This is a genomic window from Marinobacterium mangrovicola (assembly GCF_004339595.1).
Taxonomy (GTDB): Bacteria; Pseudomonadota; Gammaproteobacteria; order Pseudomonadales; family Balneatricaceae; genus Marinobacterium_D; species Marinobacterium_D mangrovicola.
Window position 1 is genome coordinate 116379 of record NZ_SMFU01000007.1, and the last position, 13488, is coordinate 129866.

Genomic DNA, 13488 nt, shown 5'->3' on the forward strand with positions numbered 1-13488 from the left:
CTCCTTCAGAGTGCGGCCTTGAGTTCACGTAGCAGGGATCTAAGCCCCTCTTCCAGCACCGGGTGGTAGTAGGGCATGGCGAGCATCTCATCCAGAGTCTGGCCCCGTTCCATGGCCCAGGCCAGCAGGTGGGCAAGATGTTCCACATCCGGGCCGAGCAGCTCGGCGCCAAGCAGCCTGCCGGTTTTGCGGTCAGCCCAGACCTTCATCATCCCTTCGGTTCTGTTCAGCACTTTCGCCCGCGCCACATCGGCGAAAGCGAGCGAGGCACTGGCAATAATATCGGTGTTGTACTGGGCGATCTTGGCGGCGCTCATGCCGACCGTAGCGATCTGCGGATCGCTGAACACCACCGCCAGAGGCTGAGTGCGGTGGCTTGCGCGAACGTCCGGGTAGCGGCCGGCGTTGTCCCCGGCGATATGCCCCTCATCCGAGGCTTCGTGCAGCAGTGGTAGGTAGTTGTTGGCATCGCCGGCGATAAACACGGAGCTGCTGCCGCATTGCAGGGTTTCGGTATCGAACAGAGGGATGCCGTGCTCGTCCAGTTCCAGCGAAGTGTTTTCCAGCCCCAGCTTGTCCACGTTGGGGCGGCGGCCGGTGGCGGCGAGCAGATAATCGAAGGTCTCGCTCTGTTCCTGGCCCTGCGCGTCGGTAAAGCTCACACGCACGCCGGCATCGGTACGTTCAACCTGAGATACCTCGGCATCGGCATCCAGTGGATATTCGGCACCGAAGGTCTTCGCGGCGCAGGCGAGCAACTCTGCATCGCCCAGCGGACCGATGGCGCCGCCGACGCCAAACATGCGAATCCGTACACCGAGACGGTGCAATGCCTGACCGAGCTCCAGGCCGATCACGCCAGGGCCAAACACCACGACTGATTCAGGCAGATCGGTGAGTTCGAACAGGTCGTCGTTGACCAGCAGCCGGTCATCGGCGTTGTAAAGAAACTTAGGGATTGCAGGGCTGGAGCCGGTGGCAATCACGATCCGTTCCGCTTCGATCTGCTCGCCATCGGCGGTTTCCAGCAGGTGATCCGCCACAAAGCGGACTGATTGGTGCAGCTGATGCTCTTCGGGGATTCCGGACATCCCGGCAAGCACCTTGGCGACAAAACGGTCGCGCATCTCCTGCACCCGTTGCATCACCGCTTTGCCATCGATATGGATCTCGCCAGTATGGATGCCCAGAGAAGCGGCCTGGCGTGCACTCCAGGCTGCATCGGCGGCTGCGATCAGTAGTTTGCTGGGCATGCAGCCGACCCGGGCACAGGTGGTGCCGAGTGGACCGGGATCGACCAGCAATATCGAATCGGTATGTTTTCGGGCTTGACGATAAGCGTTGAGCCCGGCGCTTCCGGCGCCGATAACCGCTACATGAGTGCTGCGCATCCTTTTCTCTCCCGTTGAGCGACCTTAGCTTTAAATAAGAATAATCTAATTTATAGGTGTCTGAGAGAATAGTCCCAGATCAGGTTTTGCTCTTAAGGAGGATAGAAGCTCAAGTGGGGAAGTGTACTGGTGAAGGTAAGAGGCGCGCTTCGCGCCGATGGAAGCGGCACTTTCTGATGCTAAGAATACTTGCGTAAAGCCAAAACAAAAATGGCCGGAACCTGGGTTCCAGCCATCCATGAAGCAGTGCGGATATTAGCGCTGTTTCGGGCTACGCGGGGCGTTGTTATTGCCCTTGCTGCGCGGCTGATGACCGCGGTGGGTATCACCGGAGCGCTGGCCGTCGCGATGCTGCGGTTTCGGTTTCTTCGGACGACGACGGCGGGCCGGACGGGTATCAAGGGTGGTTTCCGGCAGCGGGTGCGTCGGGTCGAAGCCTTCGATCATCTCACGCTGCAGCAGTTTGCTGGTCAGCCGTTCGATGGCACGCAGCTGGTCAAGCTCATCGGCACAGACCAGAGACACCGCCTGGCCGGTAGCGCCGGCGCGGCCGGTACGACCGATACGGTGGACGTAATCCTCGGCCACGTTCGGCAGGTCATAGTTGACGACCTGGGGCAGGTGATCGATATCCAGGCCACGGGCAGCGATATCGGTAGCCACCAGCACCTGCAGGCTGTTGTCCTTGAACTCTTTCAGCGCTTTGGTGCGGGCGTTCTGGCTCTTGTTGCCGTGAATCGCTGCGGCTTTGATGCCGGCTTTCTCGAGCTGGGTGCTCAGCTTGTTGGCGCCATGCTTGGTGCGGGTGAACACCAGCACCTGGTGCCAGCTGTTGTCTTTGATCAGTTTGATCAGCAGCGGTGATTTCTGCTTTTTGTCCACCGGCGCGATCCACTGTTTGACGGTATCAGCGGTGGAGTTGCGCGGCGTGACGGAGACTTCAACCGGATCGTGTACCAGACCTTTCGCCAGGGCGCGGATCTCGCTGGAGAAGGTGGCGGAGAACAGCAGGTTCTGACGTTTGGCCGGCAGCAGCGCGAGGATACGTTTGATATCGTGAATGAAGCCCATATCGAGCATGCGGTCGGCTTCATCCAGCACTAGCACTTCGAGATTATCGAAACGCACGGCGTTCTGCTTGTACAGGTCGAGCAGACGACCCGGGGTGGCAATCAGAACGTCAGCGCCCTTGCGCAGGGCCATCATCTGCGGGTTGATCTTCACACCGCCAAATACGATAGCGGAACGCAGCGGCAGGTTCTTGCCGTAAGTGGCTACGCTCTCGCCTACCTGGGCCGCCAGTTCGCGGGTGGGCGTCAGGATCAGTACGCGGGCCTGGTTGGGCTTGGCGCGCTCACCGGGAATCAGTCTTTCCAGAATCGGCAGGGTAAAGCCTGCAGTCTTGCCGGTACCGGTCTGTGCTGCTGCCATAACGTCCTTGCCTTCCAATACGGCAGGAATCGCCTGCTGCTGGATAGGTGAGGGGGTGTCGTACCCCTGTTCGGCAACGGCTTTAAGAATAGGATCGGACAGGCCGAGACTGGCAAAACTCATTAATTACTCTCTGTATCTATGGTGTGACGAGAACCGGGAAGGTGCAAAAGGCCGGGCTAGGAAGCCGGTGCTGGGGCGCTCTCGGAAAGAGGGCGAAGCTTACCTGAAAGCGCCCACGCTAGCTATGCAATTCGGTTCTATTTAATTTCACCGCCGATGTCACGCTCATCAAGACGGTCACGCTGGGTCAGGCGGGGGAACCAGAGCATCCACAACGCGGTAACCGCCAGGGTTCCAATGCCGCCGATAACGATGGTCGGCACGGCACCGATCAGCGCTGCCACGGCTCCGGCACGGAACTCACCCAGCTGGTTTGAGGTGCTGATGAAGATAGAGTTCACTGCGCTGACGCGGCCACGCATCTCGTCGGGCGTTTCCAGCTGCACCAGGGTGGAGCGGATCACCACACTGATCATATCGGCGGCGCCCAGCGCCACTAGCGCCGCTACTGACAGCCAGAGTGATTCAGACAGGCCAAAGAGTACGGTCATGGCACCAAACACCGCCACCGCCGCGAACATTTTCACACCCACTTTTCTTTCTATCGGCTTCCAGGCAAGCCAGACCGACATAACCACAGCACCCACGGCAGGAGCGCTACGCAGCAGGCCCAGGGCTTCGGGGCCGGCGTTGAGAATATCCTTGGCAACGATGGGGAGCAGGGCGGTCACGCTGCCGATCAGCACGGCAAACATATCCAGCGAGATGGAGCCAAACACCACCTTGTTGCTCCAGGTGAACCTGAGTCCCCCAAACAGGGATTCCATGGTCACCGGGCGCTTTTCACGCTGATCGTGTTTGTATTCGAGGCCGAACAGGATGATCGCTGAGAGCACGGCGCAGGCGGTGCTACTGCCATAGAGCGCACCGGCGCCGAAAATATAGATCAACCCGCCCAGGGCCGGGCCGATGATGGTGGTGGCTTCGCGGCCGGAGGCGGTCCAGGTCATCGCCTTGGCTAGTAGCTCTGGCCCTACGAGCTTTGGCACCATCGCCTGGGTGGCCGGCATCTCAAAGGCTCGGGCGGCGCCCATGGCGATGCAGCAGGCGTAGATGATGCCAGGGGTGATGATTGCCATCACACTGGTTACGGCGAGCACCGCGATCGTCACGGCGATTACACTGCGGCTGACCAGCATGATGGTGCGGCGGTTCAAGTTATCGGCCACATGGCCGCCGTAGAGAGTTAGGGCCAGTTGCGGCAGGTAGCGGGCGAGGCCAACAAGACCGAGGCTCAGCGCGCTGTCGGTCAGGTTGTAGATCTGCCAGCCCATCCCCACCAGCAGCATCTGAAAGGCAAAGGACGCGGCCATCTGGCCGATCCAGAAACGCATAAAGGATTTGTGTTGTAACAGGGACGGGGATGCCATAGGACTCCTTGGCCGCACGAAATCAGATGGGATGGGGAAAACGCGAAAGTGTAACAGGTATTACATCAATATTCTCGTTGGTATTTTGGCGATGCAGGTGCTCGGCCGAGAGTGTTTCCGGCAGGCTTGTATCGAAAACATATTCGCGGGTGATCTCCAAAAAGGCGCGAGACGTATAAATTTGCCTTATTAAAATATGTTGCTTAACTGCAGCTTTTATTTATATGTTGCGCGAAAGAGGCAACAACAAGTGTTTCATATACTTCGAGTCTGAGCCGGAAGGCGTCAGTTCGCTGGTAAGTACTATGGGTGGTACTGCTAATGTTTTTCGCTGGCAAGAAAGTTCGTGAGCAACTCAAGACTCAGTCTGATGAGCTCAAAGCATTTCGCGACATTCAGGAAGACCTGAAAGCCGAGATGATCTATTTCAGGCTCGATCTGGAGGGGCGGTTTACCGAGGTAAGTCCCCAGTTTATGGAAGTGTCCGGCTATCCAGAGGGGGATCTGAATAATCTTGGTCTCAAGTCCCTGGTTGTGCCGGGTTCGCTGGATAAAGAGCATACCCGCCGCATGCTGGAGGCGATCAAGTCAGGTACGCACTGGCACGGCGCACTGCATATGCAGACCCGGCGGAATGGCGAGGCCTGGCTGCGTCTGATCATTCAGCCCGCGACCGATACCAAAACAGGCCAGGTGCAGTTGCTGTGTTATGGCACAGAGGTAACCCGCACGATCACTCGGTCTCGCGAGAAAGAGGATATGCTCGCGGCGCTGCACCGTTCTTCGGCCATTATCGAGTTTTCTCTTGATGGCATCGTCCTGGATGCGAATGAAAACTTTCTTAGGGCGATGAGTTACGACAAGCAGCAGATCCTGGGTAAGCACCATCGGATTTTCTGCTCCGAAGAGGAGGTCGCGTCCGATGAGTACGAGGCTTTCTGGCGTCGGTTAAGGTCCGGCGAGTTTTTCTCTGGCCGGTTCCAGCGTTTTGACCGAATGGGCCGCCCGGTATGGCTGGAGGCAACCTACAACCCGATTCACGATGAAAACGGTCGGTTGTACAAGGTTGCCAAGCTGGCCTCGGTGATTACCGAGCAGGTTGAACGGGAAGCGGCAATAACCGAAACCTCTGATATCGCTTACGAGATCTCCACGCAGACAGATGCCGGTGCCTCACGAGGCATGGATGTGATCAGCTCCACCCTGGCGTCCATGGAGCGGCTATCGAAGAAGATGGAAGAGGCCAACACAGGCATCCTTAATCTGAATGAGCAGTCATCGCGGGTATCTGAACTGGTAGAAAGTATTCGCGGCATTGCCGATCAGACCAACCTTCTCGCACTCAACGCCGCCATCGAGGCGGCCCGTGCCGGCGATCATGGTCGTGGCTTTGCGGTGGTTGCCGACGAGGTACGTCAGCTGGCATCCCGGACCAGCGGGGCGACCGAGCAGATCATTGAGGTGGTCAGCAAAAACCGCGAACTGACAAAGCAGGCCGTGGCCCTTATCGAAGAGAGCCAGGCAGAAGCTCAGGTCGCACTCGAACACTCTCATGGTGCGGGGGCCGTTGTGGAAGAGATTCAGACGGGTGCCCGGCAAGTGGTGGATGCGGTTCGTCAGTTCAAATCCAGGCTTTGATGCTATTCGGTCTTTGATACTCACTACACTTTGATACTACCCATAGTTTGATGCGATCTCGGCTGGCAGACTTTTAATCAGTGGTAAGCCAGCCGAGGATCCAGATCCTTCTTTCCCTTCTTCCTGCCAAGTCTTTGTGCAGTCTTTGAAAAGACCACCACTCGCCAGTCTGCTGGCAAGCGTCTTTCCATTTTGGGCGTGCGGTGGTTTGTTTCTTCGGATTGCTGATCGCGTAAACATTTTAAGTTGTTGAAAAATATATAAATTTTAAGTTGGGCCGTTTTTTGCTCTAGGCATGCCGAATCAGAACGATAAATAGCCGGTAACCAACCAGTAGCCCGTCAAAGCTGTAAGAGTGTTGGTACGCCGAAGGGAGTACGGCATGTCCCAAGTAGAAACCTTCTATGATGTGATGCGACGTCAGGGCATAACACGTCGCAGCTTGTTGAAATACAGCAGCCTTACTGCTGCAGCCCTGGGCCTTGGCCCCAGCTTCGCCCCACAGATTGCTCACGCCATGGAGACCAAGCCGCGTACACCGGTGGTCTGGCTGCATGGTCTGGAATGCACCTGCTGTTCCGAATCCTTTATCCGCTCCGCGCATCCGCTGGTGAAGGATGTGGTGTTGTCGATGATCTCCCTCGATTACGACGACACGCTAATGGCCGCTGCCGGTCACCAGGCGGAAGCCGCCCTCGAACATACGCTGGAAAAGTACAAGGGTGAGTACATTCTGGCGGTGGAAGGTAACCCGCCACTGAATGAAGACGGCATGTTCTGCATCGTTGGTGGTAAGCCGTTCCTGGATCAGCTCAAGCGCGCCGCCAAGGATGCCAAGGCGATCATCGCCTGGGGCAGCTGCGCCAGCTGGGGCTGTGTTCAGGCTGCGCGCCCGAACCCGACCCAGGCGGTACCTATTCACAAGGTGATTACCGACAAACCGATTATCAAGGTGCCGGGCTGCCCGCCCATCGCCGAGGTGATGACCGGTGTTATTACCTACATGCTGACCTTCGGCAAGGTGCCCGAGCTGGACCGTCAGGGCCGGCCGAAGATGTTCTACGGCCAGCGTATCCACGACAAATGCTACCGCCGTCCGCACTTCGATGCCGGCCAGTTTGTCGAAGAGTGGGATGACGAAGGCGCCCGCAAGGGGTACTGCCTCTACAAGGTGGGCTGCAAGGGGCCAACCACTTACAACGCCTGTTCCACCGTACGCTGGAACGAGGGCACCTCCTTCCCGATCCAGGCCGGTCACGGCTGTATCGGCTGTTCCGAAGATGGCTTCTGGGACAAGGGTTCTTTCTACAACCGCCTCACCGACATTCATCAGTTCGGGATTGAGAAAAATGCCGACGAGATCGGCACCGCTGTGGCCGGTGGTGTAGGTGCAGCTATTGCCGCCCATGCCGCCGTCAGCGCTATCAAGCGAGCGACCAGCCGCAAAGACGACCAGGGAGATAACTGATGACCGACCTTAACTCCAGCAGTCTGGATAACTCCGGCCGTCGTATCGTTGTCGACCCGGTGACCCGTATCGAGGGTCACATGCGCTGCGAGGTCAACGTCGACGAGAACAACATCATCCGCAACGCGGTGTCCACCGGTACCATGTGGCGCGGCCTGGAAGTGATCCTGAAAGGGCGCGACCCGCGCGATGCCTGGGCCTTCGTAGAGCGTATCTGCGGTGTCTGCACCGGTACCCACGCGCTGACCTCGGTGCGTGCGGTGGAAGATGCCCTGGGCATCGATATTCCGCTCAACGCGCACCTGATCCGTCACCTGATGGACAAAACGCTGCAGATTCACGACCACATCGTGCACTTCTATCACCTGCACGCGCTGGACTGGGTTAACCCGGTGAACGCCCTCAAGGCGGACCCGAAAGAGACCTCCGAGTTGCAGCAGATGGTGTCGCCGAACCATCCCAAATCCAGCCCCGGTTATTTCCGCGATGTGCAGACCCGTATCCGCAAGTTTGTTGAAAGCGGCCAGCTGGGCCTGTTCTCCAACGGTTACTGGGACAACCCCGCCTACAAACTGCCGCCAGCGGCGGATCTGATGGCGGTGGCGCACTACCTGGAAGCGCTGGATCTGCAGAAAGAAGTGGTGAAGATCCACACCATCTTCGGCGGCAAGAACCCGCACCCGAACTACATGGTGGGCGGCGTGGCCTGCGCCATCAACCTGGATGACGTGGGCGCTGCCGGCGCACCGGTCAACATGGTTAGCCTCAACTTCGTGCTGGAGCGCATCCGCGAAGCCCAGGCGTTTACCAAGAACGTCTACCTGCCCGATGTGATGGCGATCGCCGGCATCTACAAGGACTGGCTCTACGGTGGCGGTCTGGCGGGGCAGAACGTGCTGTCCTACGGTACCTACACTCAGGTGCCGGGCGACAAGTCCACCGACCTGCTGCCGGCCGGCGCGATTATCGGCGGCAACTGGGACGAGGTGCATCCGGTGGATGTGCGCGATCCTGAACAGATCAAGGAGTTCGTCAGCCACAGCTGGTACACCTACGGTGGCGATGAAACCCTCGGCCTGCACCCCTGGGAAGGAGTCACCGAGCCGAACTTCGAGCTGGGTCCGAACACCAAGGGTACCAAGACCGATATCAAGGAGCTGGACGAGTCCGCCAAGTACTCCTGGATCAAGTCACCGCGCTGGCGCGGGCACGCGATGGAGGTGGGGCCGCTGGCGCGCTACATCGTCGCTTACGCCTCCGGCAAGGAGTACATCCAGGAGCAGGTAGATCGCTCTCTATCCGCGTTCAACCAGAACACCGGCCTGGATCTGGGCCTGAAGCAGTTCCTGCCCTCCACCCTGGGCCGCACCCTGGCGCGGGCGCTGGAGTGTGAGCTCTGCACCGATACCATGCTGGAAGACTGGCATGCGCTGGTGAACAACATCAAAAACGGTGACAGCTCCACCGCCAATGTGGAGAAGTGGGACCCGAGCACCTGGCCGAAAGAGGCGCAGGGCGTGGGTATCAACGAGGCACCGCGCGGCGCCCTGGGTCACTGGATCAAGATCAAGGATGGCAAGATCGATAACTACCAGGCGATTGTCCCGACTACCTGGAACGGATCTCCCCGCGACCATAACGGCAATATCGGCGCCTTTGAGGCATCGCTGTTGGATACGCCGATGGAGCGGCCGGACGAGCCGGTGGAGATTCTGCGCACCCTGCACAGTTTCGATCCCTGTCTGGCCTGTTCTACGCACGTCATGTCACCGGATGGTCAGGAACTGACCAAGGTGAAAATCCGCTGATAAGGAGGGCGGGCCGCCGACACTGGTGGCCTGCCCGTGGAGGATTCCGCGATGGCACTGGAAAAACACCTATCGGCCGGTGACAGTGGTGAGAAGGTTCGCAAGCAGACGGCGGTTTATGTGTATGAGGCGCCTGTGCGTCTCTGGCACTGGGTCACCGTGCTCTGCATCCTGACGCTCTGCATCTCCGGTTACTTTATCGGCTCACCGCTACCGGCACAGCCGGGCGAGGCCAGCGACAACTACCTGATGGGGTATATCCGCTTTGCGCATTTTGCGGCGGGTTACATCCTGGCGATCGCCTTTGTGGGCCGCATCTACTGGGCTTTTGTCGGCAACAGCCACGCCCGCGAACTGTTTATCGTGCCTGTCTGGCGCAAACAGTGGTGGTCAGAGCTGCTACACGAGCTGCGCTGGTATCTGTTCCTGGAGAAAACACCGAAGAAATACATCGGACACAATCCGATGGGGCAGCTGGCGATGTTCGGCTTCTTCGTCATCGGCAACTTCTTCATGATCATCACCGGCTTTGCCCTCTATGGTGAAGGCCTGGGCGTGGGTAGTTGGGCGGACCGCTGGTTCGGCTGGGTGATCCCGCTGTTCGGTCAGAGCCAGGATGTGCATACCTGGCACCACCTGGGCATGTGGTACATCATCATCTTCGTGATGACCCACGTTTACGTGGCGGTGCGTGAAGATATCATGTCCCGACAGTCGCTGATCTCCACCATGGTGGGGGGCTGGCGCATGTTCAAGGATGACAAGCCCGACTGAGCGGAGGCGCACGCCTCCGCGTTTCCAGCCGCTGCTCAGCAGCCGCCGACCGGAACATCCGGGGCGGCTGCTGGAGCGCTGCTATCTGATCCCCCTGCATATCTCTCAGGCCGAGCTGGCCCGACAGCTGGGTATCTCGCGCCGCCGCATCAACGAAATCGTCAACTGCCAGCGCGCCATCAGCGCCGATACGGCCCTGAAACTCGCCGCATTCTTCCAGACCACCCCGATGTTCTGGCTGGAAAAACAGCAGTTGTGGGAGCTTCACGAAGCCGGTCGTAAAGATCGCGCCTGCGCCCAGCCGCCGGAGCTCTAGTATTACCGACTCAGAGAAACATACCGCCCGAGGCTTCGATTCGCTGTGCGTTGATCCAGCCGCTTTGGGGTGAGAGCAGCGCCGCGACCACACCGCCAATATCTTCAGGCTGACCGACACGGCCCAGCGCGGTCTGCGCAGCAACAAACTCTGACATCTCTTTCGAATCCCGGATCGCGCCGTCACGAAAGTCGGTGGCGACGGCGCCCGGTGCCAGCGTATTGACGCTGATGCGACGCGGGCCGAGCTCCTTTGCCAGGTAGTGACTGAATACCTCGATGCCGCCTTTCATCATCGCGTAGGCGGCATAGCCGGGTGTGGCAAAGCGGGTCAGGCCACTGGAAAGGTTCAGGATACGGCCACCATCCGCAATCAATGGAAGCAGTTGCTGGGTCAGAAAGAAGGGGCCCTTGAGGTGGATCGCCATTAATTGGTCGAACTGCGCCTCGCTGGTTTCCGAGATCGGGCTGTTGAGGCCGATTCCCGCGTTATTGACCAGGAAGTCGAATTGCTGGCGCTGCCAGGTTTCCGCGAGCAGCGTTTGCACCTCTGCTGCGAACGCCGGGAAACTTTCCTTCTGTGCCATATCGAGCGGCAGGGCCACCGCTTTTGCGCCCAGCGCTTCGACCTCCTTGATCACCGCCTCAGCCTCTTCGCGGTGGCTGCGATAGGTGAAGAGGGCATCGCAGCCCTGGGCGGCGAGATGCAGGATCATGCTTTTGCCAAGGCCGCGGTTGCCGCCGGTGATCAGTGCGATTTTCGAGTTCATAACCTGTCTCCGTTCTCTGTTTGTTTGGATGAGAATCAGGTTATTGTTAGATGGTGGTTAGATAAATTGGCTGTTTATGATTTGATTGTTCAAATCTGAATAACAAAAGGGTTCGAGAGTGGACAGGCTGGATGCGATGCAGGTGTTTGTGCGGGTGGCGGAAGTGGGCAGTTTTACCCGCACCGCCGATGAATTTGGGTTGCCCAAGGCCAGTATCTCCAATGCGGTGCAGCAACTGGAGAAGCAACTGGATGTGCGCCTGCTTAACCGCACCACCCGCAAGGTGGCCATGACCGAAGAGGGCCGGGTGTTCTACGAACGCTGTGTCGATCTGTTGGCCGATATGGACGAGCTCGGCTCCCTGTTTCAGGGGGACGCGGCAGTCTCCGGCAGGCTCAGGGTGGATATGCCCACCGGCATGGCAAAAAACTTCGTCCTGCCGAACCTGGCCGACTTCCTTGGCCGCTATCCGCAGCTTCAGCTGGAGATCAGCAGCAGCGATCGCCGCGTCGATGTCATCAGAGAAGGGTTCGACTGCGTCATCCGGGTAGGCGAGCTCGAGGACTCCGGTTTGATCGCCCGGAAACTCGGTGACATGAAAATCATCAACTGTGTCAGTCCCGGCTATATTGAAACCTGGGGCGAGCCTCGCTATCTGGAGCAATTGAGTGAGCATCGGCTGGTGCACTACTCACCAACGCTGGGCGCGCACGCCGGGGGCTGGGAATACTGGGATGGCGAGACCTATCGCAGCGTGGATATGCCGGGTCTGGTGACGGTCAATAATACCGATGCATACAGCCACGCCTGTCTTTCCGGCCTGGGCATTATCCAGGTGCCCGAAGTGGGAGTGCGACGCTATCTTGAGTCGGGCGAGATGGTTGAGGTGTTAAAGGCGTTTCATGCGCAGCCCATGCCGGTGAGCCTCGTTTACCCGCATCGCCGTCATCTGGCCAGGCGGGTCAGGGTCTTTATGGACTGGGTGGCGGAGTTGCTAAGCGGCTATATCCATACGGACAACTAAAGCGGCGTTTTTTCGGCTGAAGCGCCGACCCGATATCGTGGCGGGGATCTCTATGAATCGATTCAACAGAGCGTTGAAAATACCTCTGGTTTCTTTTTGGCTGAGGCTTCTGCCAACCTTGCTTTTGGCAACCTTACTTTCGCCGGCATTGCTGCTGGCCGAAGATAGCCAGCCGAGGGCCGCTGAAGACGCAGACTGTGCCGTGGAGATCCAGGTGGTTGGCCAGGATAGCCCCAGGCAACGCATGGAGATCTGCCAGGGCGCGCGCGAGGCGCTGGTGTTTCTGGCCAATTACGGCGTCACACCCACCGGCAGTATTCAGATCGAGGTCGTTGACAGCCCTCAGGAGCATAACGGCGGTGCGGCGTTTGGCAGCTATGACCGGCGCACCGGGCGCATCAGCCTGATGTCGATGGCCGCTATCTCAGGGTTGGAGGAAACGCCGAAAATGCTGGGGCAAGCGATGGATTATGAGCATTTTCGAGCGGGCGTCGCCCACGAAATCGCCCATGCGCTGTTCCATCAGAATGGGCCGGATGCGCAGCTCTCCAATGCGGCCCAGGAGTATCTGGCCTATGCCACCCAACTGGCGGTGCTGCCGGAACCGCAGCGGCGGCAATTGATCGAGAGTGCCGATGTTAGTGCCTGGCAATCGGGCGATACCATCAGCGAAGTCTATATGGCGTTTGCGCCGGAGAAGTTTGCTGTTAAGTCTTACCTGCACTTTATCCAGATGAGCGATCCACAGGCTTTTGTAAAAACGCTGCTCAACGTGAAATGGTTTTATGTGGATGTGCCCTGACAGGAGCCAATTATTGAATAAGCCAAGGGAGAAAAATCATGCCTTCACTTTCACCGCTGACAGTACGCTGCCTATGTGGCGCCGTAACCCTGACCGTAATGCCTAAAAGCCATGATGTGGGCGCCTGCCACTGCAATACCTGCCGCAAGTGGGGAGGTGGCCCGTTAATGGCGGTGGAGTGTGCCGGTGAGGTGACCTTCTCGGGTGAAGAGGCGCTCGGTGTTTTTGATTCTTCAGACTGGGCGGAACGCGGCTTCTGTAAGGAGTGCGGCACCCACCTGTTCTATCGTTTGAAAGCGGGGGGATACTACGCGGTGCCGGTTGGACTCTTTGATAATGCAGATCAATGGACGCTGGCCGAGCAGGTGTTTATTGATGAGAAACCGCCGTTTTATTCTTTCAGTCAGAAAACCAGGGCCATGACCGGCGCTGAGTTGTTTGCGAAATACGATCAGCCCTGATGCGCTATTTTTCCGTGTCCGTGGGCATCAAAGCGGATGAAGCTATTGAAAAATGACCTGCACAGTTCTCTCACGCACAAGCGTCGTTGATCGAACTGGGTGGTAAATCACGT

General features: G+C 58.4%; 12 protein-coding genes. 8 read left to right on the forward strand and 4 right to left on the reverse strand.

Annotated features, from left to right (window positions below; translation table 11 throughout):
- Positions 1–5: 5 nt before the first annotated feature.
- From CLV83_RS01435 to CLV83_RS01445, 3 genes are all read right to left on the reverse strand, one after another.
- Complete coding sequence (locus tag CLV83_RS01435) at positions 6–1391, reverse strand: dihydrolipoyl dehydrogenase (protein ID WP_132286478.1); 1386 nt, start codon at positions 1389–1391, stop codon at positions 6–8.
- Positions 1392–1646: 255 nt separating this feature from the next.
- Positions 1647–2945 (reverse strand): DEAD/DEAH box helicase, encoded by a 1299-nt coding sequence (locus CLV83_RS01440; protein ID WP_132286481.1) that lies wholly within the window; start codon positions 2943–2945, stop codon positions 1647–1649.
- 137 nt (positions 2946–3082) lie between these two features.
- Entirely contained in the window at positions 3083–4315 is a 1233-nt protein-coding gene (locus tag CLV83_RS01445) for an MFS transporter (RefSeq protein ID WP_132286484.1), read from the reverse strand.
- Between the two features lie 321 nt (positions 4316–4636).
- On the opposite strand from CLV83_RS01445, the gene CLV83_RS01450 reads away from it, so the two are divergent.
- The 5 genes from CLV83_RS01450 to CLV83_RS01470 all read left to right on the forward strand — a co-directional run bounded on the left by CLV83_RS01450 (position 4637) and on the right by CLV83_RS01470 (position 10319).
- A complete protein-coding gene (locus CLV83_RS01450) occupies positions 4637–5953 on the forward strand; it encodes a methyl-accepting chemotaxis protein (RefSeq protein ID WP_132286487.1) in 1317 nt (438 codons plus the stop codon).
- Positions 5954–6335: 382 nt separating this feature from the next.
- On the forward strand, positions 6336–7421 hold the full coding sequence (locus CLV83_RS01455; RefSeq protein ID WP_132286490.1) for a hydrogenase small subunit: 1086 nt from the start codon (positions 6336–6338) through the stop codon (positions 7419–7421).
- Positions 7421–9229, forward strand: a complete 1809-nt coding sequence (locus CLV83_RS01460; RefSeq protein ID WP_132286493.1) for a nickel-dependent hydrogenase large subunit — start codon at positions 7421–7423, stop codon at positions 9227–9229. The genes CLV83_RS01455 and CLV83_RS01460 overlap by 1 nt, the downstream gene beginning before the upstream one ends.
- 51 nt (positions 9230–9280) lie before the next feature.
- Positions 9281–10003 carry a Ni/Fe-hydrogenase, b-type cytochrome subunit gene (cybH, locus tag CLV83_RS01465; protein WP_132286496.1) on the forward strand — a complete coding sequence of 241 codons (723 nt, stop codon included), beginning with the start codon at positions 9281–9283 and terminating at the stop codon, positions 10001–10003.
- Positions 9987–10319, forward strand: coding sequence for a HigA family addiction module antitoxin (locus CLV83_RS01470; protein WP_132286498.1), 333 nt, complete (start codon positions 9987–9989; stop codon positions 10317–10319). The genes cybH and CLV83_RS01470 overlap by 17 nt, the downstream gene beginning before the upstream one ends.
- A 10-nt stretch (positions 10320–10329) precedes the next feature.
- Here CLV83_RS01470 and CLV83_RS01475 read toward each other — a convergent pair whose 3' ends face one another.
- Positions 10330–11088 carry an SDR family NAD(P)-dependent oxidoreductase gene (locus CLV83_RS01475; protein ID WP_132286501.1) on the reverse strand — a complete coding sequence of 253 codons (759 nt, stop codon included), beginning with the start codon at positions 11086–11088 and terminating at the stop codon, positions 10330–10332.
- A 118-nt stretch (positions 11089–11206) separates the two neighbouring features.
- Between CLV83_RS01475 and CLV83_RS01480 the strand changes: the two genes are divergently transcribed.
- From CLV83_RS01480 to CLV83_RS01490, 3 genes are read left to right on the forward strand one after another with little or no spacing between them, the layout of a single operon-like run.
- Entirely contained in the window at positions 11207–12112 is a 906-nt protein-coding gene (locus CLV83_RS01480) for a LysR family transcriptional regulator (protein WP_132286504.1), read from the forward strand.
- Between the two features lie 52 nt (positions 12113–12164).
- Positions 12165–12914, forward strand: a complete 750-nt coding sequence (locus CLV83_RS01485; protein ID WP_341540370.1) for a DUF6639 family protein — start codon at positions 12165–12167, stop codon at positions 12912–12914.
- A 38-nt stretch (positions 12915–12952) separates the two neighbouring features.
- The gene (locus CLV83_RS01490) at positions 12953–13375 is read left to right on the forward strand and encodes a GFA family protein (protein WP_132286510.1); all 423 of its coding nucleotides are present in this window, start codon (positions 12953–12955) and stop codon (positions 13373–13375) included.
- Positions 13376–13488: the final 113 nt, after the last annotated feature.